The organism is Martinezella sp. CNPSo 3732, from assembly GCF_057784515.1.
On record NZ_JBXSOO010000004.1, the window covers coordinates 334,271 to 356,750 of the forward strand.

The following is a 22,480-nucleotide window of genomic DNA, read 5'->3' on the forward strand; positions in this document are numbered from 1 at the left end:
GCGCCGGGCTGGAAACAGACCCGGCGCTTTCATGATAAGGGAGCGGGATAGGCATATCGTTCCGCGCTTCCTCGATCAGCCTCTGAATCCGACGTCGTTCTGAACAGTTTTGTTCATGTTTTAACGCTTTGAGTGCCGCGGGCATTTTTCCGCTTCGCCTTGAGCGATACGCTCTAGGCCAATAGAGTTTTCCGCTTGGGGTGGATTGGAACTTGGGAACGGACTTGCATGCACCGTTGGGACAAAATCGCGGCCCCGGCCGCCAGCGGCGCTCCATCCCCTTTGGACGCATTCTAGGCGGCTTCTGCCTGATCGCGATCGCAGGCTTTTCGCTCTATTCCGCGCTGATGCGCGATCCCCTACAAAAAACTCTGCCGGCCGAAACGGCAAAGAAGGAAGACCCGGCACCTGCAGCCGAAGCCAAACCGGGGAGCACCGAACAAGCCGGTCAGGCCGGATTGACTCAAGTCGATCCGCAATCCGGCGCCAATACCACGCGCGTGGTGACCGGCGATGGTTCGGTCGTCACCATGTTCAGCCCAAACAACCGTGATGGCAGCGGCCCGATCCTGATCAATGCCAATCAGGTGGGCCAGGACCCACGCATGGCGGCAACGCCGAATGACAGCCTGCTGGAGGATTCGCCCTTTGGCAAACTGCCGATTATCGGGCCAAGCGGCCTGCGGCCGATGGATCAATATGCGCGGCCCTGGTCCGGCGCGCGGGGCACCCGTGTTGCCATCGTCGTTAGTGGCCTTGGGCTGAGCCAAACCGGCACGCAGCGCGCCATCGAAAAGCTGCCGGAGGACATCACGCTCGCCTTTGCCGTCAGCGGCAACAGCCTGCAGCGCTGGATGCAGGAAGCAAGGCGCGGCGGCCACGAGATCCTCATCCAGGTGCCGTTCGAGCCCTTCGACTATCCCAGCAACAATCCCGGCCCCGATACTCTGCTGACCTCTCTTTCGGCGGCAAAGAACCTCGACAACCTGCACAAGGCGATGGGCAAGATCACCAATTATACCGGTGTCATGAACTATCTCGGCGGTCGTTTCCTCGCCAATCCCGGCGCCATGGAACCCGTGCTGCGCGACATCGGCAAGCGCGGCCTGCTGTTCCTGGATGACGGCTCTTCGGCACAATCCAAATCCGGAACGCTCGCCAACACGCTGGAAGTGCCGCATGCTTTTGCCGACGTGCAGCTCGACGGAGAACTGCAGCAGGACGCCATCCTCAGGAAACTCGACGAGCTGGAGCGCATTGCCCGCCGCAACGGCTCCGCGATCGGGGTGGCCTCCGCCTTCGACGAGAGTGTCGATGCCATCGGCAAATGGAGCGAGGAGGCCGCCATGCGCGGCATTGAAATCGTCGCCGTCTCGGCGCTTGCCGACGACCCGAAACATCCCTGACCCCCTTGGCCTGTTCCCGGGCCTGATCGCTGGAGAGAGAAATGAGCACGCCCCACGCGCCCGTAAGAGCCGAAGACCTGCCCTACCGCCCCTGTGTCGGCATCATGGTCCTGAATCGGGAAGGCCTGGTTTGGGCCGGGCGTCGCATTCCGGATGGCAATTCCGAATATGACGGCTCGCCGCAGCTCTGGCAGATGCCGCAGGGCGGTATCGACGAGGGTGAAGATCCGCTAAAGGCAGCCTATCGCGAGCTTTACGAGGAAACGGGCATGAAAACCGTGACCCTGCTGGCGGAAGCCTCGGACTGGATCAATTACGATCTGCCGCCGCAACTGATCGGCATCGGGCTCAGGGGAAAATACCGCGGCCAGACGCAGCGCTGGTTCGCCTTCCGCTTCGACGGCGATGAGGGTGAAATCGCCATCAATCCGCCGCCGGGCGGTCACGAGCCTGAATTCAACGCTTGGGAGTGGAAGCCCATAGCCGAGCTTCCCGATCTGATCGTTCCCTTCAAGCGATCGGTCTACGAGCAGGTGGTTTCGGAATTCAGCCATCTGGCCGGCCTGAAGGCCGAGGACTGAATAGGGGAGAACCGGCCGCTTTCGCGGCCGGTTCTGCAAGATGTCGATTATTCCGCGGAATCAGCCGAGTCGGCATTCAGCTGACCGTATTTGGCTTCGCCGATCTTCCCGAGCAGTTCGAGCTGGGTTTCGAGGAAATCGATATGGCCTTCCTCGTCCGCAAGAAGCTCTTCGAACAGCTTCATGGAAACATAGTCGCCGGCATCGTGACAGATATCGCGGGATTTCTTATAGGCCGTGCGCGCATCATATTCGCCGGCCAGATCGGCTTCCAGCACTTCCTTGACATTCTGACCGATGCGCAGCGGCGCGAGCGTCTGCAGGTTCGGATGACCTTCGAGGAAGATGATGCGGGCAACGAGGCGATCGGCGTGCTGCATCTCCTCGATGGATTCTGCGCGCTCTTTCTTGGCAAGCTTCGTGTAGCCCCAGTCTTCGAGGAGTCTGTAGTGAACCCAATATTGGTTGACTGCGCCAAGCTCGAGGAAGAGTGCCTCGTTAAGCCGCTCGATGACTTTTTTGTCGCCTTTCAATGTCCGCTCTCCTGTTGTCTTCATGGAATTTTTTCAGGCGGGACATGAAATCAAATATTTCCGCTTCCGTCGAGTGGCGACGGGCATGATAATCTTGGGTTGTCTGTATAATGATATCAACGACATTCGGGAAGCAGCCGCAGCAACGACCGCGCTTTTCCATCGCATGATAAACCTTGGCGGGAACGATGAGCTGCCAACAGTCCTGATCAAGGAACTCGTTGATAACGTCCCGGATTTCTTTGTCGGTGATGTAATTACAACTGCAAACCAGCATTCTTCGCTCAGCCCGTCAAACATGACATCCGCTGTCTTGTTATCTGCTAAAGAAGACGCTCTTTGTCAAGAAAGAAACGATTCGAATCTCGTCCGCTGGCCGAGTTCCGAGGCTTTTGCTCGATACGAAGCTTGCAACCTCAATGAAAATTGCGGCCTCGCGGCATGACTCTGGCTGTTTCGGCACCATGGCTGCGGCCTTCTTTCGCTGCGCCCGCACCGGATGCGCCTGGCGGCAAGGCTGAGGTCTTCTGCCTGTGATCCATGGTCGGCCGCAGCGCCTCATCCGCTCGTTCGCTGACGCCGAAACGCCGTGCCTCGCGCTGAAGAATGCCAAGCGCCGGCGTCATGTCCTCGATATGATCGACCACCACATGGATGACGCCGCTCTCGCTCTGCAGCCGGCCACGAATCTTCACCAGTCGCGCCCCCATGACGATGGCGCGGTATTTCTCGAACTTCTTCGGCCAGACGATCGCATTGGCGACACCGGTCTCATCCTCCAGCGTCATAAAGATCACCCCCTTGGCCGAACCAGGCCGCTGGCGCACCAGCACCAGACCGGCGATCGTCACCATCCGCCCATTCGCCACCTTTGGCAGATCCCGGCTTTGCACGATGCCCTGCCGCGCAAAATCGGCGCGTAGGAAGGAAACCGGATGCGCCTTCAGCGACAGCGACAGATAGCGGTAATCCTCGATGACCTGCTCGCCTGGCAGCATTTCCGGCAGCGCAACCACCGGCTCGACCTGCAGCTCCGCATGGTCGTCGAGATCGAAGAGAGGAAGCTTTTCGGCAGCGCTGCTGGCGTCGAGCGCCCGCACGGCCCATAGCGCCTCCCGTCGGCTCAAGCCGATAGAGCCGAACGCATCCGCATCCGCCAGACGCTCGATCTGCGCCTTGGCAAGACCGGAGCGCAGCCAGAGATCGCGCACCGACCGATAGCCATCGCTACGACGCTCGACGAGCTGCTTCATCTCGTCTTCGGACAGACCCTTGACCTGCCGGAAGCCGAGACGAACGGCACATTGCGTCTTGATAATCCCGCGCATCGATGCGTGGCGCGGCTCGACCACATCCTTATCGAAGCGTCCCCGTTCGAGCAGGCAATCCCAGCTGGAACGATTGATATCCACCGGCCGCACCTCGACGCCATGCTCGCGTGCATCGCGCACCAGCTGCGCCGGCGCATAGAAGCCCATCGGCTGCGAATTCAGGATCGCCGCACAGAAGACATCGGGATAATAGGCCTTGAGCCAGGAGGAGGCGTAGACGAGCAGGGCGAAGGAGGCCGCATGACTTTCGGGAAAACCATATTCGCCGAATCCTTCGATCTGGCTGAAACAGCGTTCGGCAAAGTCCTGAGGGTAACCGTTTGCGGTCATGCCCGAGACCATATCCTGCTTGAATTCGTCCACCTTCCCCGTTCGCTTGAACGTCGCCATGGATCGGCGCAGCCGATCGGCCTTGGCGGGCGAAAATCCAGCCGCAGTGATGGCGATCTGCATCGCCTGTTCCTGAAATAGAGGCACTCCTAGCGTTCTTTCCAAGACCGCCTTCAATTCCGGACGATGGTAATCAATCGGCCGATTATGAAGAACGTCATCCCGCCGCTTGAGGTAAGGATGGACCATATTGCCCTGGATGGGACCGGGTCGGACAATCGCCACCTCGATGACCAGATCATAGAATCTGCGAGGACGGAGACGCGGCAGCATGCTCATCTGCGCCCGGCTTTCGATCTGAAAGACGCCGATCGTATCCGCGCGGCAGATCATGTCATAAACCGGCACGCCATCAGGGTATTCATTGCTTCCAAGATCGGCGAGCGCCTTCTTCACGTCGTAATGCAGCAACAGCAGGTCGAAAGCCTTGGCAAGACAGGTCAGCATGCCGAGTGCAAGCACGTCGATCTTCAAGATGTTGAGATTGTCGAGATCGTCCTTGTTCCACTCGATCATGTAGCGATCATCCATCGCCGTATGCATGATCGGCACGACTTCATCCAGCCGATCCCGGGTGATGACGAAGCCGCCGACATGCTGGGTCAGGTGCCGCGGAAACCCCATCAGCGTAGAGGCATAGGAAAGGACGTTCCGTGTCGTCTTATCCTTGAGATCGAGGCCGGCAATCTTCGCCTCGCGCTCGGACAGCTCCTCCGTCGACCAGCCCCAGACGCCGCTCGCAAGAGCCGACTGCACATCCTCCGACAGACCGAAGGCTTTCGCCACTTCGCGGCCGGCCGAGCGCGCCCGATAACTGGTGACCGCCGCCGTCAGCCCGGCATGCTCCTTTTTGTAATGCCTGTAGATGAACTGGATGACCTCCTCCCGCTTCTCGTGCTCGAAATCGACATCGATATCAGGTGGCTCCTCGCGTTCCGTCGAGATGAAGCGCTCGAAAAGCAGGCTTGTTATTTCCGGATTGACCTCGGTAATCCGGAGGCAATAGCAGACCGTCGAATTGGCCGCCGATCCGCGTCCCTGGCATAGGATATTCGCACTGCGGGCAAACTCCATGATGCGATGCACCGTCAGGAAATAAGGCTCATATTGCCGCTCCCGGATGAGCTTGAGCTCATGCTCGATCTGCATCGAGATCTTTGGGGGAATCCCTTCAGGAAACCGCCATCTGGCGCCCTCCCAAGTCAGTCGCTTCAGCGTCTCCGCAACAGTTTCGCCCTTGGTGCTTTCGTCGGGATAGTTATGCTTCAGCTCATCCAATGAGAAAGACAGCCGGCTAAAAAACTTCTGCGTATTGGCGATGGCCTTCGGATAATCTCTGAAGAGACGCGCTATCTCGGCAGCGTCTTTCATATAGCGTTCGGCATTGGCCGCCAGCCTGAAGCCGGCTTCGGCGATCGGCACATGCTCGCGGATCGAAACGACGATATCGGCAAGCGGCTTGCGTTCGGTCGCATGATAGAGCGGCTGGTTGCTGGCGATCAGCCGCACGCCATTGCGCTGTGCGATGATGGAGAGCGTGGCGAAGACCATCCGGTCTCGCCCGTCATAGGCCGGCGACAGAACCATGTGAAACTTCCGGCCGAAGCGCATCCATAGCCGCTTCAGGCATTGCTCCAGCTTTTCCTGCCCCTCCTGCGTCTCGACACTTGTCGCATCGGGAATAAGCGCCAGCATCATCTCGTCGCCCCATTCCGCCAGATCGGCCTCTTCGAGCTGGCAGGAACCCTTCTCGGCTCTGAGATTGCCGGCACTCAGCAGCCGGCAGAGATGCGCCCAACCTTTTCGGTTTTCTGGATAGGCAAGAATGTCAGGCGTGCCGTCCGAAAACACCAGGCGCGCGCCCGGCTGGAAAGGAACCGGCTCCAAAAGAAGCTCTGCCGGCTCACCCTTGGCACGCAACTCTAGATTTTTCTTAATACCCTCTTTGTATTTCTCCCGGAGAAGCTTGGTATATGCATGCGCCTTGACCACACCGGCAACCGAATTGCGATCGGCAATCCCAAATCCGGAGAGCTTCAGGAGGGCGGCCTGTGCCACCATTTCCTCCGGATGCGAGGCTCCCTCGAGAAAGGAGAAATTCGTTCTCACCCCGATTTCGAAGAAGGGTACGGGTTCGTGGAAGCTCGGGCGCGCGTTCATGCGAAGACCCCATGCATGTACCAGTCCGGCGTCGTGCCGCCTCGGCCATAGAGCCCCTTGCGGAACAGCCAGAAACGATGGCCCTCCTCATCCTCGACCTGGAAATAATCGCGGGCAGGCTCTTCCTTTTCCCTTTCTTCGAGCCACCATTCCGCCGAAAGCCGCTCCGGCCCTTCGGCCCGGCTGACCCGATGCATGACCCGCCGCCAGCGGAATTGCCGGGGAGGGCCATCAGGCACTTCGGCGGCAATGGTTTCGACCAGCTCCGGCATGCGAAACAGCCGCAACGGCCGTTCGCCCCGGAAAAAGCCGGACCCGGCATCTTCCTGACCTGTCCGGCGCCGGGAAGCGAGAAGCCCCATGGCCGGCATCGGCCGCACGGCCCGCTCGGGGGTATGGCTCTCCCGCAGCTCAAAACCCTGCAGGCAATCCGGCCCCAGCCGCGCGGCCACGCGATCGACAAAGGCGGCAAGCGAACCTTCCTGGCGGTCTTCTCCGACGAAATCGCCCTGGATTGCATCGAAAGACGCATGCTGAAGCACATTGAGGCGGACGATTTCGAAACCATAGCCGACATCGAGATCGTCATGAATGGCGCCGAAGCGCTCCGTGAACAGGCTGGCGATCCGGCTCGGTTCCCGCAACGGCTGCGACGCACCGGCCGCGATACGGAAAACCGCACCATCCACCCGGAAGAGCAGGAGCTCGAAGGAACGGCCACCGATGCCGCGCGCCTCCAGCCCTGGCTTCAGTGTTTCGGCAAGCTGGCGGGCAAGCTTAAGAATATCGTCTTCTGCCTGCACCGGCTCGGCCAGCCGTCGCTCGGCCGACAATTGCGCGACCGGCCGGCGCGGCGAAATCGGCTCCTCGACGAGGCCGACGGCCTGGTCGAGCCGTAACAGCAGCTGTGCGCCGAAACGGCGGGCAAGCGGCGCCCGCGGCGCGGCTAGAAGATCGCCCACCTGCTTCAGGCCCATCTTCTGCAAGGCCGCAACAGTCTCGTCGCCAAGCCTTAAGGAGGCGACGGGCAGCGGCGCCAGAGCTTCTTCCATGGCTTCCGGCGGAACGATGCGGCTATCGTCAAAGCGGGCAACGGCCCATGAGAGGCCAGGCGCCGAGGAAATGGCGCCGCGCACATCGAGGCCCAGCCGGGAAATCCGGATCAAGATGTCCTCGAGCAGCGCCTCTTCGCCACCGAAGAGATGGGCGCAGCCGGTAATATCGAGAAACAGCCCATCCTTACCATCGATCGCCACCAGCGGCGTATAACGGTCGCACCAATCGGCGATCGCTTCCAGAAGCTTGCGATCCGCGGCCAGATCCTCCTCGACGACATCGAGATCGGGACAGATCGCCTTCGCCTCGGCCACGCCTTGACCCTGTTTCAGGCCGATCATTTCGGCGCGCTCGTTGATGGCGGTCAGCCGCATGGCATTGTTCAGCTTGCCGGCACAGGCGAGCGGGGGCGCTTCAAGCCTGCCTGTCGAACGCCAGGACAGACCCCAGCGCTTGCGCGCGATGCGGTCGGTCGGCAGATGCGGGAAGGTCAGCGCCAGAATGCGCTGCGTGTTCGCCGGGAAAGGCAGGGCGTTGAGTGTCGAGGACAGGGGCAAAGCGGCGGTCATGGGCATTCCACTCCAGGGTTATGGAAAAGGGCGCCGGGTTTCGGCTCTTTTCCAAGGTCAGACGAAAGGCCGGGTGACCGATGCTGCCGCCAAGCACCGATCCGTCCGGCAGGGGCCGCGCCTGCGCCGGCGCGGGTTCGACGGAAAAGCGGAAGAGGGCGCTGCTTGCTTCCTCCTCGCCTCCCTGTCGCAACAGAAACAGGGGCCGCCCCGCCGCCTTGGCCCTCAGCGCCAGCCGCCGGCTTTCGGTCAGGCCGAAACGGGCGGGATTGCCGCGTACTTCGAGAATGACGACGGCAAAGGCAGCGCTGCCAAGGGCTGCTTCTGCTACCCAGAGCGCATCGTCGAGCTTGCGCGGCGACGCCTGCAGGAAAGCCTGAGGCTCCAGCCCGAAATCGCTGATGCCGATGGCATAGGGCAGGCCAGCCTCCATCGTCGCAACCGTATCGCCGATCCAAAGGACCGGAGACTTGACCGCGACCATATCCGATGCTCGCGCATGCAGCCGCGCCGCAAGCGCAAGGGCAAAGCCGCTCGCCGTCCCGGCATCACGCAGGCCGAGCGAGCGGATTTCGGTCAGCGCATCGAGCGGCAGGCCGCCTTGCAGCGCCGCATCGAGCTCATCGACGCCAATCGGAAGGAGCGACCGTTCAAGCATAGGCGAGGCGGGCAGGGACTTCGCAATACCCGCCGCCTCTTTCGCCGACCTGTCTGCCAGCGTCTCATGCGCCGCGGCTGCCAGGGCCGGGATAGGCCTTCCTTCCAGTCGGGCAATGGTTTCACGCAGGGCAAAAAGCGTTTCCCGCGCCACGGCAGCCTCGGCCATGACGTTCACTCCAGATCGATAATGTTCCTGTTATGTTCTTATGGTTCCAGAGCTTGGAGAAAGAGTCAACACCATTTAATGAGAAAATATTCCTCTGCCTCAATCTGCTCTCGTAAAAGCAGCGCAAAGTCTCTATATGACCAGCCAAGGAAGGAATATTCATGGCTCGCGTCGACCAGAGCGAAGATTGGCGGGATCGCCACTCGCCCTCCATCAGCACATTCGAATCCCTGGCAATGGAGGCCTACAGCCACCTGCCGGACGAATTCCGTTCGCTCACCGGTGATCTCGTCATCCTCATCGAAGATTTCCCGGATGACGAGGTATTCGAGGACATGGCGCTGGAAACGCCCTTCGACCTGCTCGGCCTCTTCGAAGGCCGCGGCATCTCGGAGCGCTTTACCGCCCAGACCGGCGACATGCCCAACAAGATTCGCCTCTATCGCCGGCCGATCATCGATTACTGGGCCGAGAACGAGGAAACTCTCGGCGACATCATCACCCATGTCCTGATCCACGAGATCGGCCACCATTTCGGCCTGAGCGACGAGGACATGGAGCGCATCGAGGCAAGCGCCGAAGAAGCGACGGATCGCTGAAGCATTTCACATGCGAAAATTGCTGGCTGGAAAGAAGGAAAATCCGACGATTTATTCGCCTGGATGAAGCCTTTGCTGGCGCCGATCATTCCAATCGTTGACGAACACGATTACCCATCCCAGCGCCGCGATGACAAAGGGTAATATAAAGAAAAAGAAGATGGCTGCGCTATTCATAGTTTCAGCCTCCCCAAAACGTGCCTTGCTGCCATATGTAATGTAAAAGCAGCAAAAAGCCAAATGATGCTGGAAAGAATGGCAATCCACGAGACTTGCAAAGCAGCGGCACCGTTCACCGCTGAAACCACGGGGGCAATCAGGCCCGCAGCAATGCAAGCGGTAGACGCCCGATCAAGTGCATTGGCCAATAATTTGGTGCGTTCGTTGTGGACGAGGGTCATGACGGCTTGTTCTGCTTTTCTTCCGCATCACTGCTCCGAAAGCTTCATCTCCGGATCGTAATCCTTACCGGCGACCTCCTTGACCACAGCCTGGCCGCACTCCATCCGACCGCTCGTAGAATTGAAGCCATAGGTCGGCGAGCCGTATAGCTCCCAGCCCTTGTTCAGCGCTGCGCTCACCTTGTGGCAGAAGGAAGCGTCATCGGGGCCGGTGAGGAAGCGGTAGAGTTTCATCAAAGCATCTTTCGTGTTTGGCCGGGCAATTCGACAGTCAGGCCTCGGTGCGAGGCGCCGCCGCAGCACCCGAAGAGCGCTGCTCGATCAGACGAGCTTTATGAATGAGTCTCTCCGCCTGGACAAGGTGCAGCCGCTCCACCATCCGCCCGCCAAGGTTCACAACATTCAGCGCGTTGGCGCCTGGCTCTGCGAAAGCGGCAATGATGGCTTCGGCCTCGGCGATCGCAGCCTCAGCCGGGCCGAAATGCCGGTTGGCGGCTTTGATCTGGCTCGGATGGATCAGCATCTTGCCGGCAAAGCCCATGGCGACACCCTGGCCGCATTCTGCCGCGAATTCTTCGGCATCCTTGAAATCGTTGAAGACGCTGTCGATCGCCTCGAGGCCGTAAGCGCTGACAGCCAATATCACCTGCATCAGCCAGGGCACGAGATAGGGGCGACCGGGCTGCGGCAGAACGCCCGTTTCCTTCCTGAGGTCGTTGAGACCGACGACAAAACAATCGAGCCGGCTGCCGGCGGTGCGCCCGGCCTCGGCGATCGCGGCCGCATTCAGGATGCCGCGCGGCGTCTCGATCATGGCCCAGATACGCAAATCCTCCGGCGCGTCGGCTTCCGCAAGCCGGTCACTGACAGCAGTCACGTCCTGAGGCTCGTCCACCTTCGGCAGCAAGACCGCCTCCGGCTCCAGTTCCGCAACCAGCGCCAGATCATCGGCACCGAAATGAGAGGAAAGCGCATTGATGCGGATGATCCGTTCCTTGTCCGGCAGCGGCAAAGCCGAAAAGAAGGCCCGCAAATTCTCCCGCGCCTCCGTCTTCTTCTCCGGCGAAACCGAATCCTCGAGATCGAAGATGACCGCGTCGCAATCGAGGCTCGAAAGCTTGTCCAGCGCACGTCGGTTGATAGCAGGAACGCTCAAGACCGAGCGGCGCAGACGGGCGGGACGGGAAGAGGGGTTTTGGCTCGCAGATTGGCTCATTGTGCCGTTTTGCCGCGCTTTTAATCGGCAGGCAAGTCAACAAAAAGCCATGCTCCTCTTGCAGATGACAGAGATGAGGACCACATTGCTCGGAGTAGAGAGGTCTCGACCATGCAGAATATCCGTTCCCTGTTCATCGCGCTTGCCGGTATCACCGTGTTTGCGGCCATGGCGTTGTTTACCGTTTCGGTCACGCTTGCCGTCGGCGCTATCCTGACCGTGCTGATGGCAGCCCGCGCGATTTCGCTGCGCATGAAGCCGGCTCCGGTGCGTGCCAAGGCGAAGACGAACGGTCAGCGCGAAATGCGCATCTGGAACGATGGTCGCGGCACCATCATCGATCTCTAGGATTGAAAGCAGGGCAGGCCGGTTTATCCGCCGGCCGATATGTCCGATTCAGGCCACGCCCTGAAGGGCAGGGCGCCGCATTTTAGGGCATTTCCAAGATTCTCCTTCATTTCGGGCCGGATTTGCTCTATTGGCAGGATAATTCGTGCTTAGACGAAAATGAAGGCAGGACCCCATGGACAAGTTCGTGAAGTTGACCGGTGTCGCAGCACCCCTCCCGGTCGTCAATGTCGATACCGACATGATCATCCCGAAGGATTATCTGAAGACCATCAAGCGCACGGGCCTCGGCAAGGGGCTTTTCGCGGAAGCCCGCTACAATGAGGACGGTTCTCCGAACCCGGATTTCGTGTTGAACAAGCCGGCCTACCAGAACGCCAAGATCCTCGTCGCCGGCGACAATTTCGGCTGCGGCTCCTCGCGCGAGCATGCTCCCTGGGCGCTGCTCGATTTCGGGATCCGTTGCGTCATCTCGACGAGCTTCGCCGACATCTTCTACAACAACTGCTTCAAGAACGGCATCCTGCCGATCAAGGTCAGCCAGCAAGATCTCGACAAGCTGATGGACGACGCCTCGCGCGGCTCCAATGCCATCCTGACGGTCGATCTGGAAAACCTCGAAATCACCGGCCCGGACGGCGGCTCGCTGAAGTTCGAACTCGACGAATTCAAGCGCCACTGCCTGCTGAACGGCCTCGACGATATCGGCCTGACGCTGGAAAAATCCTCCGCGATCGACAATTTCGAAAAGACGAACGCCGCATCGCGCCCCTGGGCCGCCTGATCGGTTTTATCATTATCGCATGTTTTGAAGCCGGGCATTGCGCCCGGCTTTTTTCATGCCAAGAACTCCCTCTCCCCGTCAAAAACGGGGAGAGGGCTGGGGTGAGGGGCCGCGGACCATCAACTTGATGGAGGCCTATGATTATTTCACGCAGCGAGAGCGGTAGGCACCTTCCACCGTCTTTGCGAATTGCCTGCCCATCGCAAATAGCGACACGACCGCACAATTACCGCCTCCGCAAACAGCCCCTCACCCTAACCCTCTCCCCGCGCGCGGGGAGAGGGAACTATCCTCGCAATTGCCGCACCTCCAGAGCAGAAAATGCAAATCCCGGAAACGGGACGCCATCTTTCCCGCCCGCTGTAATATGATCGACAAGAAGGAGGTCCATACAGACCGCCGAGATCCTTCGGGCCGTCTCTCCCACCCTTAAATTTTCTCCACGCAATGGAGCCCCTTCATGACCTCCCTTCCCATTGTCGGCGCCGCCATGACGCTCGACGACGTCGAAATCCATCGCAATTGGCTGCTCGAAAAGCCGCGCGATCTGGAGCTGCAGAGCTTCGTCGAAGCCGAAATCCTCAACGGTGATTGGCAGCCGCTTGCCGAGCGCGCCCGCAAGTTGCTCGACGGTCATCAGGGCCGGCTTGGCATCCATGGCCCGTTCTGGGGCTTCGTCATCGCCTCGCAGGACCCGGATGTCCGAGCCGTCGTCACCAAGCGCCTGCTGCAGGCCCTTGACATCTGCGCCAATATCGGCGCCACGCAGATGGTCATTCATAGCCCCTATACGTCGTGGTCCTACAACAACCTCGACAACAACAAGGGCGAGCGCGAGAAGATCATCGAATACACGCACCTGACGCTGAAAGAAGCCGTCAAGCGCGCCGAAGACATCGGACTCACCATGGTCATCGAGAATATCGAGGACAAGGATCCCCATATCCGAGTCGGCCTCGCCGACAGCTTCAATTCATCCGCCGTCGCCGTTTCCATCGACACCGGTCACGCCCATTACGCCCATGGCTATACGGGCGCTCCGCCGGTCGACTACTACGTCCACGCCGCCGGCAATCGCCTGCAGCATGTCCACCTGCAGGATGCGGACGGCTATGCCGACCGCCACTGGAGCCTCGGCGAAGGCAGCATCCATTGGCGCGCCGTCTTTGCCGCCCTTACCAAGCTTAACAGCAATCCGCGCCTGATCATCGAGATCAAGGATAAGTCGAAAATCCCGGCATCGGCCGCCTACCTCGCTTCGCTGGGATTGGCCGAGTAAGGCTCGAATACTCCTTCTTCCCTCGGGGAGAAGGTGCCCGAAGGGCGGATGAGGGGGCGGGCATCAAGCTGCCGTTGCCAGATTTACCAAAGAAATCCCCGGTAACGCCCCCTCACCCCGCGCGTTCCGCGCGACTCTCTCCCCGACGGGGCGAGGGTAGGCTTTCAGCCCAATATGCCCGAAAACCGTACCGTTTCGGCCCCTTCCTCGCTTGAAAAGCCGCATTTGGAAGTCTAAAAACCCCGCAACTTTTTCTTTCGCGGAGGCTTTTCCATGACAGTTCGCAATCTTTTCCTCCTGCCGGGCGACGGCATCGGCCCCGAGGCCATGGGTGAGGTTCGCAAGATCATCGCCTATATGAACGAGGCAAAGAATGCCGGCTTCGTGACGGATGAAGGCCTCGTCGGCGGCAGCGCCTATGATGCGCATGGCGCGGCGATCTCCGATGCCGATATGGCAAAGGCGATGGCCGCCGATGCGGTTCTCTTCGGCGCCGTCGGCGGTCCGAAGTGGGATGCTGTGCCTTACGAAGTGCGCCCGGAAGCCGGCCTGCTGCGCCTGCGCAAGGATCTGCAGCTGTTTGCCAACCTGCGCCCGGCCATCTGCTATCCGGCGCTGGCTTCCGCTTCCTCGCTGAAGCCGGAGCTGGTCGACGGCCTCGATATCCTCATCATCCGCGAACTGACAGGCGGCGTCTATTTCGGCGAGCCGAAGGAAATCATCGATCTCGGCAACGGCCAGAAGCGCGGCATCGATACCCAGGTCTACGACACCTATGAAATCGAGCGCATTGCCGGCGTCGCCTTCGAACTGGCGCGCACCCGCAACAACCGCGTCTGCTCGATGGAAAAGCGCAACGTCATGAAATCAGGCGTGCTCTGGAACCAGGTCGTCACCGCGACGCACAAGGAAAAATATTCCGACGTGCAGCTCGAGCATATGCTTGCCGACGCTGGCGGCATGCAGCTCGTGCGCCAGCCGAAGCAGTTCGACGTCATCGTCACCGACAACCTGTTCGGCGACATGCTCTCCGACGTCGCCGCCATGCTCACCGGCTCGCTCGGCATGCTGCCGTCGGCTTCGCTCGGCGCGCCCGACGCCAAGACCGGCAAGCGCAAGGCGCTCTACGAACCCGTGCATGGCTCGGCACCTGACATCGCCGGCAAGGGCATCGCCAACCCGATCGCCATGATCGCTTCCTTCGCCATGTGCCTGCGCTACTCCTTCGGCCTGATTGCCGATGCCGATGCGCTGGAAAAGGCGATCGCCAATGTGCTCGACAGCGGCATCCGTACCGGCGACATCATGTCGCCCGGCAGCCGCCAGGTCGGCACCGCCGAAATGGGCGATGCCATCCTGGCCGAATTCAAGGTTCTGTCGGCATAGTCTCTGGCACAAGTCGCCTGATATATTTCACGTGAAACACGAAAGCCTCGTTCTTCGCCGGAACGGGGCTTTTCATTTCGAGTAGGATAGGCTGCCCGGCCTGAGCGCACGATTGCCGCTTCGGTTCGCGTCATTAATTTTTAGAAATTTTTAGAAAATTAGAAAACTGTAATAACGGCCTGTTATTTGTTGAATTGATTGGAAATCGACAATAGGCACTGATTATGCAGGCGATCTTGACGTCTCTCGACAGGCGTTGGCGGCGGAGCAACGCCGCATTTGCACCATCCCACTGGAAAATCTGCCTTTTCCTGACCGCCAATGTCGTCCTTCTCTCGGCTCTACTGTTCGATTGGCCCGTCGGCGCCACCCTTAAAAGCCTGCCGCCCTCAATACGCTTTGTCGGCGGAATGCTGACCGATTTCGGCGATTCCGGATGGATCCTTCTCATCAGCGCCTTCCTGCTCTTCGAAGGTTGGGCCGGCAGCAAGTTGCTGCATTCGCAGCGCTGTCGCTGCCAGGCATTGCGCATCTGCCAGATCGGCGGCTACCTGCTGACGACCGTGGCACTTTCGGGTCTCCTTGCCAATTTGCTGAAGCGCGCCATCGGACGCGCCCGCCCGACGCATTTTGCCGATTGGGGTCCCTTCGGCTTCTCACCTTTCAATGGCCGTGCCAGCTTCGAAAGCTTCCCCTCCGGCCATGCCACGACCATCGGCGCCTTGTTCGTGGCGCTTGTCTTCCTGTTTCCGCGCTATCGCTATATCTTCGCTGCTTGCGCCCTGTGGCTGGCGATTACCCGCGTCATGGTCGGCGCCCATTATCCGAGCGATGTCATGGCCGGCCTGGCGCTCGGCGGCTGGTTCTCCTTCATGGTGGCGATCGTCTATTCACGCTACGGCCTACTCTTCCGCATAGACGCCGCCGGCTGGCCGACGCCGCGCTTGCCGATCTTCAAAAGCGGCAAGCCGCGACAGGCCGATTCCTGAGCCGGTCACGACCGCTGCGCAAAGGTTGCCAAGGCCCTCGCACATTCATATATCTGGCAGGTAGGGATGACCGAAGCCGGTCAACCCGATTTCGTTTCCACTTGTGATAAAAAAACCATGGATGCCGGGCCAATACGTTTGAGCGAAAGGCAGATGGGATTGATCTCCCGGGCACTTGCCGAACCGCGACGTGTGCAGATCCTGAAGGAGATCGGCACGCGCAGCGAACCCACGCCCTGCAGCATCCTAAACGAATGCCATGCCGTCAGCGCCGCAACGATGTCGCATCACATCAAGGAACTCGAAAATGCCGGGCTCATCGAGATCCAGCGCGAAGGCAAGTTCGCAAACCTTGTGCTGCGCCGTGATACGCTGAACGCCTATATGGCGGAACTTTCCAAGATCTGACGCTTCCATCCATGCCTTCAGCATTTCTTGCCATGGCTCTTGTATCAGTTAGATGATTATCTAAATATCAAAGTGACGATGCGAAACGGTTTTCGGGTCGCATGCGCCAAATGATTCGATGATTGTAAAACTGTCTAAGTTTTTCGAAGGAAAATAACATGAGCAAACTGACAGGCAAGGTCGCGATCGTGACCGGGGCATCCAAGGGCATCGGCGCCGGCATCGCCAAGGCAATGGGCGAAGCGGGTGCGGCCGTTGTCGTCAACTACGCCTCGAGCCGCGAAGGCGCCGACAGGGTCGTTGCGGAAATTACCGCCAAGGGCGGCAAGGCGCTCGCCGTCCACGGCGATGTTTCCAAGGCCGAAGACGTCAAGCATCTCTTTGCCGAGGCTAAGCAGGCCTTCGGACGCGTCGATATTCTCGTCAACAATGCCGGCGTCTACAAATTCGCGCCGATCGAGGAATTCGCCGAGCAGGAATTCCATCGCCAGTTCAATATCAACGTTCTGGGCACATTGCTGGCCACGCAGGAGGGGGTGAAACATTTCGGCCCCGAGGGCGGCAGCGTGATCAACATCGGCTCCAACGCCGTCAGCATGAACCTGCCGACCGCTTCGGTTTACACCGCAACCAAGGCCGCCGTGGATTCCATCACCAAGATTCTCGCCAAGGAACTCGGTTCACGCAATATCCGGGTCAATAATCTGGCGCCTGGCGGCGTTGAAACGGAAGGCGTCGTTGCGGCGGGCATCATCGGCACCGATTTTGAAAAGCATCTCGTCTCGCAGACGCCGCTCGGCCGTCTCGGTCAGCCGACCGATATCGCCCCGGTCGCCGTCTTCCTCGCTTCGCAGGACGCCGCCTGGGTGACCGGCGAAACTATCTATGTCGGCGGTGGCCTGAAGTAATCGCTCATCCCGATACCGCCTCCGAGAAGAGGCGATATAATCGGCGCGGCATCACGGCATGCCGCGCCAATACATTAGCAAGCAATTGCCAAACCACCTCATTTTCCTATTTAGTAGAGACGTTCGGGTTTTCCGCCTAAGCATCGCAGCTGGCCATGCCGCGAAGCGGCATTTCGGCTGTGAAATTTCAAAACAATCCTGTCTTCAATGCGATCCCACGCAGCAAGCTGATGTCATCGAACTCCCCTAAGATCCGCCGGCGATCGCTGTCGTGAACAACAAACGGAGGACGTCTTTATGAATAGCGCCAATACCAAGTCGAAATTGGGCACTCGCACCAATCTCAGCGAAGACGCGACACGTGATATTTCCGCAGCGCTGACCGCCCTGCTGGCGGATGTCTTTGCTCTCTATCTGAAGACCAAGAATTTTCACTGGCACATGAGCGGCCCGCATTTCCGCGACTATCATTTGCTTCTCGACGAACATGGCGACCAGATTTTTGCAATGACCGACCCCATCGCCGAACGCTGCCGCAAGATCGGCGGAACGACGCTCCACTCGATCGGACAGATCGCCAAGCTGCAGCGTATCCCGGACAATGATGCTGAATATGTCGATCCGCAGGACATGCTTGCCGAGTTGGCGGATGATAATCTGAAGCTCTCCGCTGAAATGCGCGCCGTCCATGATGTTTGCGACCAATATGGCGATGTAGCCACCGCGAGCCTTCTCGAAAACTGGATTGACGAGACCGAACGCCGTACCTGGTTCCTGTTTGAAACCACCCGCAAGTCCAACCGCTGACACCGAAACGGCGCGCCGTCGGACATGCTAAGCTAAAGGCCGGTTTCGACCCTCGATTTCCTCGCTCCGGCAATGATGCAAGCGAGGAAATCCTTGACTCCTGTGGAAAACCTCTTAGAACCGGCGACGGAAAAGGAAGACTTCCATGGTTCGCTTCGAACAGCTCGATAGCTTCAGTCACCTGGCGCAATGTGCCGGGCGGGATGTCTATTTTCCGGTTTCTTCCAAAACCAAGGCCAAAACGACGACGAAAACCGTCTGACGTCTCTGGCCTGCCGCTCTCTCCCCGGCCCGGCCGGGGACAGGACCCGTCGCCGATGGCCGCGGTTCCCCCCTCGCCCAAGAGGAGAGAAGAGAAAGAGAGCTTGTGAAATGGGTTTCAAAGTTGCAGTAGCGGGCGCGACCGGGAATGTCGGCCGCGAAATGCTCAATATCCTCGCCGAACGCGGCTTTCCGGCCGATGAGGTCGTGGCGCTCGCATCGGCTCGCTCGCAGGGAACCGAAGTTTCCTTCGGCGACCGGACGCTGAAGGTCGCCAACCTGGAGAACTACGATTTCTCCGATACCGACATCTGCCTGATGTCGGCCGGCGGCGACGTTTCGAAGAAGGTCTCGCCGAAGATCGGCGCCCAGGGCTGCGTCGTCATCGACAACTCCTCCGCATGGCGTTACGACGCCGACGTGCCGCTGATCGTGCCGGAAGTAAATCCGGATGCCGTCACGCAGTTCACCAAGCGCAACATCATCGCCAATCCGAATTGCTCGACCGCACAGCTCGTTGTCGCCCTGAAGCCGCTGCACGACTTCGCTAAGATCAAGCGCGTCGTCGTCTCGACCTACCAGTCGGTCTCCGGCGCCGGCAAGGATGGCATGGACGAACTGTTCAACCAGACCCGCGCCGTCTTCGTCGCCGACCCGATCGAAACGAAGAAGTTCACCAAGCGCATCGCCTTCAACGTCATCCCGCACATCGATGTCTTCATGGAAGACGGCTACACCAAGGAAGAGTGGAAGGTGCTGGCCGAAACCAAGAAGATGCTCGACCCGAAGATCAAGGTCACTTGCACGGCTGTCCGCGTCCCCGTCTTCATCGGCCATTCTGAATCGGTCAACATCGAGTTCGAAAACGAGATCACTGCCGATCAGGCCCGCGACATCCTGCGCGAAGCGCCCGGCTGCCTCGTCATCGACAAGCATGAAAACGGCGGCTACATCACGCCTTACGAATCCGCCGGCGAAGATGCGACCTATATTTCGCGCATTCGCGAAGACGCGACCGTCGAGAACGGCCTCAACCTGTGGGTCGTTTCCGACAACCTACGCAAGGGTGCCGCACTGAATGCCATCCAGATCGCCGAATTGCTCGTCAACCGTGGCCTCATCAAGCCGCGCAAGCAGGCTGCATAAGGATCTGTAAACCAATTTACGGTTTATCAACCCTCATTGGGTAAGCAGGATGGAACGAAAGCCTCGCCATTTCGGATGAAAGGCGGGGCTTTTCTGAATGATTTTGGCGGCGATGTTTCACATGAAACGAAAACATCACTCGCTAAAATATGATGACATGATGGTCGGATGCTGGCATGGTCCGGTGACGACTAAACGCGCGTGATCCCCTGGCTTTCAAGGGTTTGCGCGCCATTGAAAACGGTTACCGCGCTCGCACCGCGGTAAGAATTCGGGGACACTGAATGCGCTTCACAAAATCTGGAATGGCAGCTCTCGTGGCGGGCGGATTGCTGCTGGGAATGCCGCTTGCGGCAAACGCCGCATCCTGCGGCAACACTTCCGCCGGATTCGAGAATTGGGTGCAGGAATTCAAACGGGAAGCGCAGGGACAGGGCGTCAGCCCCTCCACCCTCGATAGGGCCTTCGCCAACGTCCATTACAACCAGCCCACCATCCGGGCCGACCGCGGCCAGAAGAGCTTCAAGCTTTCCTTCGAGGAATTCATGAAGAAGCGAGGGGGACAGACGATCATCAATCGAGGCAAGAGCATGAAGCAGGCCAACGCCGCGCTCTTCGCCACGATTCAGAAGCGGTTCGGCGTTCCCCCAGGCCCGATCATCGCCATCTGGGGCATGGAAACCGGCTTCGGCAGCTATATGGGCGACCAGCATACGCTTTCGGCCGTCTCGACGCTTGCTTATGATTGCCGTCGTTCCGCATTCTTTACCGAGCAGCTCTACGCCGCCCTGAAGCTCGTTGGCGAAGGCTATCTCAGCCCGTCGGCGCGCGGCGCAGCTCATGGCGAAATCGGCCAGACGCAGTTCATGCCGAAGAACGTGGTTCTCTACGGTGTCGACGAAGATGGCGACGGCAGGGTGGATCTTGTAGGATCGCGCGCAGACGCGCTGGCCTCGACCGCCAACTTCCTGCGCGGCCACGGATGGCAGCCCGGCGCTGGCTATCAGCCCGGTGAGCCGAATTTCTCCGCCATCGCAGGCTGGAATGACGCAAAGGTCTATCAGCAGGCGATCGCCTATATCGGCCAGCAGATCGACGGCAAGTAAGCCTGATCTCGTGAACCCAAAAAGGCGCTGCGACCAGATGGTCCGCAGCGCCTTTTCGTTTGATCCACCTGCCGCCCTGCCGGGCGCCTGGCTCTTAACCCCGGGCCCCTTAAATCTCAGGGCGGATGAAATCGCGCGTTGCCGGATCCATGACCCAGAGTTCGCCGGTCGAAATATCGAACCATGCGCCGTGAAGACTAAGCTTGCCCTCTTCCTCGCGCGCCTTGATCTCCGGAAAGCTGCGCAGATTGTCGAGCGAATTGCGGATCGAGATGCGCTCCAGCGCGGTCTGACGCTCGGTTTGCGTCATGATGTCGTTGCTCTGGATCTGTTCGGCCGCAGGCTTCAATAGCGCCATCCAACGGCCGATGAAGTCGCCCGGCGACAGCGGCTCGGCATTGGGATCGAGCGCGGCTCGGATACCGCCGCAGCGGCCGTGGCCCATCACGACGATATCAGAAACCTTGAGCGACAGGACAGCGAATTCGAGCGCCGCCGAAGTCGCATGGAAGTTGCTGTCCGGTTCGTAGGGCGGCACCATGTTGGCGACGTTACGGATGACGAAGAGTTCTCCCGGTCCTGCGTCGAAGATGATCTCCGGCGCCGAACGGGAGTCACTACAGGCAATCACGAGGGTCGACGGGTTCTGGCCGAGCTCGGCGAGAGTGCGGTAGCGTTCGCGCTCATCGACGTAACGCCCGCTCATGAAGTTGCGATAACCGTTCAGAAGGGTGTCGGGAAAGCTTTGCATGATATTGGATTACAGCGCGCTTCGACCGAAGGCAACTGCTGCGCTGCAAAAAGCGTTAACCGTCGCGAACCGCTATTTTTTCTTCCGCTGTGCCGGATGAACAAGATGGCGCAGCTGCACCATGGCCATCGGTGTCGAAAGGCTTGCGGAATCGACGGCAAGCGTCAGCTCGTTGCTGCCGCGTTTAACCGCGCGCGCCAGCACTTCAAAGACGCTGGCCGTCGTCAGCTGCAGCGCCCGCTCCTCATCCATGCCGGAAAGCAGGCGCGACAGGAACACAGCGGATAAGAGATCGCCGAGCCCGTTCGGCGCACCTTCCACGCTGCGATGTTCGGCAAGTAGCGCGTTTCGGCCGCTGAGATAGAGGTTGCCGATACCACCAGCCATCATCGGAACGGCAGACGTCACCAGCATACGCGACGGTCCAAGCGCGAGCGCCGCCTCCATGATGGCGTTGTTATCCTCGAGCGGCGCTCCCGCCAGCCAGGCAAGCTCATAACGGTTCGGCGTTGCGAGTGACGCCAGCGGGATCAGGTGGTCGCGGATCGCTTCCGCCGTTGCCTCAGGCACGTAAAGCCCGCCGGCATCGCCGATAACAGGATCGCAGGCATAGAGGAGATCGGGGTTCTTCTTCCGCAAAGCCGTTACGAGCCTTGCAACGGAATGCGCCTGCGCTGCATTGCCGAAATATCCCGACAGAACCGCCTTGACCTCCGAAAGCCAGGGCGCGGCGATGAGATCGTCGATCGCATGGTCGAAATCTGCCTCGTTGAAGGTCAATCGCGTCGAACGTCCATGGCCGGGATGCCACGGCAGAACGATCGTCGGGAGCGCCCACACCGGATGGCCAAGCGTCTCCAGCGCGAAAACGGCGGCGCGATTGCCGACTGACCCTCGGACGACGTGGCTGGAGATGACGATAACGGTGCCGGCGGACACTTGCGACATGATGCTAGCTTTCAAGTTCAGGGCTTCAAACTGCCATGGCGCCGTTGATGATCCCTTCGACGGCACTCTGTCAACCGCACTTCACAGAGTCATGAAAACCTCTGTTGACGAGCCCACTCCGCTAATTTCACACCAATGATATCCGCTTTGCATCGGGATCGCGCCCTCCGGCAAGATTTTTAAAAAAAACCGGCCAAAATCAGTCCGAAAGCAACCAAATTCGCATTCTTTTTGCCAGTTTTTTCGCTAAACCTTCTGCTACTGTCGTCAAAATTCGAAAATCGGGAGGAA

General features: G+C 59.6%; 23 protein-coding genes. 13 read left to right on the top strand and 10 right to left on the bottom strand.

The window, feature by feature from the left end:
* The first annotated feature begins 212 nt into the window (after nt 1-212).
* Nucleotides 213-1,406: a divergent polysaccharide deacetylase family protein gene (locus AC13RM_RS12205; protein WP_488555089.1), complete on the top strand. Its 1,194-nt coding sequence runs from the start codon at nt 213-215 to the stop codon at nt 1,404-1,406.
* A 41-nt stretch (nt 1,407-1,447) separates the two neighbouring features.
* The gene (locus AC13RM_RS12210) at nt 1,448-1,987 is read left to right on the top strand and encodes an RNA pyrophosphohydrolase (protein ID WP_488555090.1); all 540 of its coding nucleotides are present in this window, start codon (nt 1,448-1,450) and stop codon (nt 1,985-1,987) included.
* A 47-nt stretch (nt 1,988-2,034) separates the two neighbouring features.
* Here AC13RM_RS12210 and bfr read toward each other — a convergent pair whose 3' ends face one another.
* From bfr to AC13RM_RS12235, 5 genes are all read right to left on the bottom strand, one after another.
* On the bottom strand, nt 2,035-2,520 hold the full coding sequence (bfr, locus tag AC13RM_RS12215) for a bacterioferritin (RefSeq protein WP_069611399.1): 486 nt from the start codon (nt 2,518-2,520) through the stop codon (nt 2,035-2,037).
* Entirely contained in the window at nt 2,486-2,797 is a 312-nt protein-coding gene (locus tag AC13RM_RS12220; RefSeq protein WP_081598395.1) for a (2Fe-2S)-binding protein, read from the bottom strand. The genes bfr and AC13RM_RS12220 overlap by 35 nt, the downstream gene beginning before the upstream one ends.
* A 139-nt stretch (nt 2,798-2,936) precedes the next feature.
* Nucleotides 2,937-6,401: an error-prone DNA polymerase gene (locus AC13RM_RS12225; protein WP_488555091.1), complete on the bottom strand. Its 3,465-nt coding sequence runs from the start codon at nt 6,399-6,401 to the stop codon at nt 2,937-2,939.
* Entirely contained in the window at nt 6,398-7,831 is a 1,434-nt protein-coding gene (locus tag AC13RM_RS12230; RefSeq protein WP_488555139.1) for a Y-family DNA polymerase, read from the bottom strand. Before AC13RM_RS12230 ends, AC13RM_RS12225 begins: the two co-directional genes overlap by 4 nt.
* 40 nt (nt 7,832-7,871) lie before the next feature.
* Complete coding sequence (locus AC13RM_RS12235; RefSeq protein WP_488555092.1) at nt 7,872-8,852, bottom strand: ImuA family protein; 981 nt, start codon at nt 8,850-8,852, stop codon at nt 7,872-7,874.
* Nucleotides 8,853-9,013: 161 nt separating this feature from the next.
* Between AC13RM_RS12235 and AC13RM_RS12240 the strand changes: the two genes are divergently transcribed.
* On the top strand, nt 9,014-9,451 hold the full coding sequence (locus AC13RM_RS12240; protein ID WP_069611396.1) for a metallopeptidase family protein: 438 nt from the start codon (nt 9,014-9,016) through the stop codon (nt 9,449-9,451).
* A gap of 173 nt (nt 9,452-9,624) precedes the next feature.
* On the opposite strand, the gene AC13RM_RS12245 is transcribed toward AC13RM_RS12240, so the two are convergent.
* From AC13RM_RS12245 to AC13RM_RS12255, 3 genes are read right to left on the bottom strand one after another with little or no spacing between them, the layout of a single operon-like run.
* Nucleotides 9,625-9,852, bottom strand: coding sequence for a hypothetical protein (locus AC13RM_RS12245; protein ID WP_113232782.1), 228 nt, complete (start codon nt 9,850-9,852; stop codon nt 9,625-9,627).
* 27 nt (nt 9,853-9,879) lie between these two features.
* Complete coding sequence (locus tag AC13RM_RS12250; RefSeq protein ID WP_113232783.1) at nt 9,880-10,086, bottom strand: DUF1737 domain-containing protein; 207 nt, start codon at nt 10,084-10,086, stop codon at nt 9,880-9,882.
* Nucleotides 10,087-10,123: 37 nt separating this feature from the next.
* Complete coding sequence (locus tag AC13RM_RS12255) at nt 10,124-11,068, bottom strand: HpcH/HpaI aldolase/citrate lyase family protein (protein ID WP_488555093.1); 945 nt, start codon at nt 11,066-11,068, stop codon at nt 10,124-10,126.
* 111 nt (nt 11,069-11,179) lie between these two features.
* Here AC13RM_RS12255 and AC13RM_RS12260 point away from each other — a divergent pair, with 111 nt between their 5' ends.
* The 10 genes from AC13RM_RS12260 (at nt 11,180) to AC13RM_RS12305 (ending at nt 20,490) form a co-directional block, all read left to right on the top strand.
* Nucleotides 11,180-11,416 carry a hypothetical protein gene (locus AC13RM_RS12260; RefSeq protein WP_075853379.1) on the top strand — a complete coding sequence of 79 codons (237 nt, stop codon included), beginning with the start codon at nt 11,180-11,182 and terminating at the stop codon, nt 11,414-11,416.
* Between the two features lie 175 nt (nt 11,417-11,591).
* Entirely contained in the window at nt 11,592-12,200 is a 609-nt protein-coding gene (gene leuD / locus AC13RM_RS12265) for a 3-isopropylmalate dehydratase small subunit (RefSeq protein ID WP_113232943.1), read from the top strand.
* A gap of 460 nt (nt 12,201-12,660) precedes the next feature.
* Nucleotides 12,661-13,479, top strand: a complete 819-nt coding sequence (locus tag AC13RM_RS12270) for a sugar phosphate isomerase/epimerase family protein (protein ID WP_488555094.1) — start codon at nt 12,661-12,663, stop codon at nt 13,477-13,479.
* A gap of 273 nt (nt 13,480-13,752) precedes the next feature.
* A complete protein-coding gene (leuB, locus tag AC13RM_RS12275; RefSeq protein ID WP_113232945.1) occupies nt 13,753-14,865 on the top strand; it encodes a 3-isopropylmalate dehydrogenase in 1,113 nt (370 codons plus the stop codon).
* Between the two features lie 224 nt (nt 14,866-15,089).
* Nucleotides 15,090-15,854, top strand: a complete 765-nt coding sequence (lpxE, locus tag AC13RM_RS12280) for a lipid A 1-phosphatase LpxE (protein ID WP_488555095.1) — start codon at nt 15,090-15,092, stop codon at nt 15,852-15,854.
* A gap of 153 nt (nt 15,855-16,007) precedes the next feature.
* Nucleotides 16,008-16,262 carry a winged helix-turn-helix domain-containing protein gene (locus AC13RM_RS12285; RefSeq protein WP_488555096.1) on the top strand — a complete coding sequence of 85 codons (255 nt, stop codon included), beginning with the start codon at nt 16,008-16,010 and terminating at the stop codon, nt 16,260-16,262.
* Between the two features lie 158 nt (nt 16,263-16,420).
* Nucleotides 16,421-17,170 carry an SDR family NAD(P)-dependent oxidoreductase gene (locus AC13RM_RS12290; protein WP_488555097.1) on the top strand — a complete coding sequence of 250 codons (750 nt, stop codon included), beginning with the start codon at nt 16,421-16,423 and terminating at the stop codon, nt 17,168-17,170.
* 297 nt (nt 17,171-17,467) lie between these two features.
* Complete coding sequence (locus tag AC13RM_RS12295; RefSeq protein ID WP_488555098.1) at nt 17,468-17,977, top strand: Dps family protein; 510 nt, start codon at nt 17,468-17,470, stop codon at nt 17,975-17,977.
* Nucleotides 17,978-18,349: 372 nt separating this feature from the next.
* Nucleotides 18,350-19,384, top strand: coding sequence for an aspartate-semialdehyde dehydrogenase (locus AC13RM_RS12300; protein WP_113232950.1), 1,035 nt, complete (start codon nt 18,350-18,352; stop codon nt 19,382-19,384).
* A gap of 284 nt (nt 19,385-19,668) precedes the next feature.
* The gene (locus AC13RM_RS12305) at nt 19,669-20,490 is read left to right on the top strand and encodes a lytic murein transglycosylase (RefSeq protein ID WP_488555099.1); all 822 of its coding nucleotides are present in this window, start codon (nt 19,669-19,671) and stop codon (nt 20,488-20,490) included.
* Nucleotides 20,491-20,599: 109 nt separating this feature from the next.
* Here AC13RM_RS12305 and AC13RM_RS12310 read toward each other — a convergent pair whose 3' ends face one another.
* The gene (locus tag AC13RM_RS12310; RefSeq protein ID WP_285175635.1) at nt 20,600-21,241 is read right to left on the bottom strand and encodes a carbonic anhydrase; all 642 of its coding nucleotides are present in this window, start codon (nt 21,239-21,241) and stop codon (nt 20,600-20,602) included.
* Nucleotides 21,242-21,313: 72 nt separating this feature from the next.
* Nucleotides 21,314-22,189: a pyridoxal kinase PdxY gene (gene pdxY, locus AC13RM_RS12315; RefSeq protein WP_113408487.1), complete on the bottom strand. Its 876-nt coding sequence runs from the start codon at nt 22,187-22,189 to the stop codon at nt 21,314-21,316.
* Nucleotides 22,190-22,480: the final 291 nt, after the last annotated feature.

What these genes read in the sequence shown, in the direction of transcription:
- AC13RM_RS12210 (WP_488555090.1), top strand. Translation starts at nt 1,448, where the DNA reads ATGAGCACGCCCCACGCGCCCGTAAGAGCCGAAGACCTGCCCTACCGC.
- pdxY (WP_113408487.1), bottom strand. Translation starts at nt 22,189, where the DNA reads ATGTCGCAAGTGTCCGCCGGCACCGTTATCGTCATCTCCAGCCACGTC.
- AC13RM_RS12245 (WP_113232782.1), bottom strand. Translation starts at nt 9,852, where the DNA reads ATGACCCTCGTCCACAACGAACGCACCAAATTATTGGCCAATGCACTT.
- AC13RM_RS12270 (WP_488555094.1), top strand. Translation starts at nt 12,661, where the DNA reads ATGACCTCCCTTCCCATTGTCGGCGCCGCCATGACGCTCGACGACGTC.
- leuD (WP_113232943.1), top strand. Translation starts at nt 11,592, where the DNA reads ATGGACAAGTTCGTGAAGTTGACCGGTGTCGCAGCACCCCTCCCGGTC.
- AC13RM_RS12230 (WP_488555139.1), bottom strand. Translation starts at nt 7,831, where the DNA reads ATGCGGCTGACCGCCATCAACGAGCGCGCCGAAATGATCGGCCTGAAA.
- AC13RM_RS12295 (WP_488555098.1), top strand. Translation starts at nt 17,468, where the DNA reads ATGAATAGCGCCAATACCAAGTCGAAATTGGGCACTCGCACCAATCTC.
- AC13RM_RS12305 (WP_488555099.1), top strand. Translation starts at nt 19,669, where the DNA reads ATGCGCTTCACAAAATCTGGAATGGCAGCTCTCGTGGCGGGCGGATTG.
- AC13RM_RS12260 (WP_075853379.1), top strand. Translation starts at nt 11,180, where the DNA reads ATGCAGAATATCCGTTCCCTGTTCATCGCGCTTGCCGGTATCACCGTG.
- lpxE (WP_488555095.1), top strand. Translation starts at nt 15,090, where the DNA reads ATGCAGGCGATCTTGACGTCTCTCGACAGGCGTTGGCGGCGGAGCAAC.
- AC13RM_RS12235 (WP_488555092.1), bottom strand. Translation starts at nt 8,852, where the DNA reads ATGGCCGAGGCTGCCGTGGCGCGGGAAACGCTTTTTGCCCTGCGTGAA.
- AC13RM_RS12255 (WP_488555093.1), bottom strand. Translation starts at nt 11,068, where the DNA reads ATGAGCCAATCTGCGAGCCAAAACCCCTCTTCCCGTCCCGCCCGTCTG.
- AC13RM_RS12285 (WP_488555096.1), top strand. Translation starts at nt 16,008, where the DNA reads ATGGGATTGATCTCCCGGGCACTTGCCGAACCGCGACGTGTGCAGATC.
- AC13RM_RS12300 (WP_113232950.1), top strand. Translation starts at nt 18,350, where the DNA reads ATGGGTTTCAAAGTTGCAGTAGCGGGCGCGACCGGGAATGTCGGCCGC.
- leuB (WP_113232945.1), top strand. Translation starts at nt 13,753, where the DNA reads ATGACAGTTCGCAATCTTTTCCTCCTGCCGGGCGACGGCATCGGCCCC.
- AC13RM_RS12310 (WP_285175635.1), bottom strand. Translation starts at nt 21,241, where the DNA reads ATGCAAAGCTTTCCCGACACCCTTCTGAACGGTTATCGCAACTTCATG.
- AC13RM_RS12240 (WP_069611396.1), top strand. Translation starts at nt 9,014, where the DNA reads ATGGCTCGCGTCGACCAGAGCGAAGATTGGCGGGATCGCCACTCGCCC.
- AC13RM_RS12290 (WP_488555097.1), top strand. Translation starts at nt 16,421, where the DNA reads ATGAGCAAACTGACAGGCAAGGTCGCGATCGTGACCGGGGCATCCAAG.
- AC13RM_RS12225 (WP_488555091.1), bottom strand. Translation starts at nt 6,401, where the DNA reads ATGAACGCGCGCCCGAGCTTCCACGAACCCGTACCCTTCTTCGAAATC.
- AC13RM_RS12220 (WP_081598395.1), bottom strand. Translation starts at nt 2,797, where the DNA reads ATGCTGGTTTGCAGTTGTAATTACATCACCGACAAAGAAATCCGGGAC.
- AC13RM_RS12250 (WP_113232783.1), bottom strand. Translation starts at nt 10,086, where the DNA reads ATGAAACTCTACCGCTTCCTCACCGGCCCCGATGACGCTTCCTTCTGC.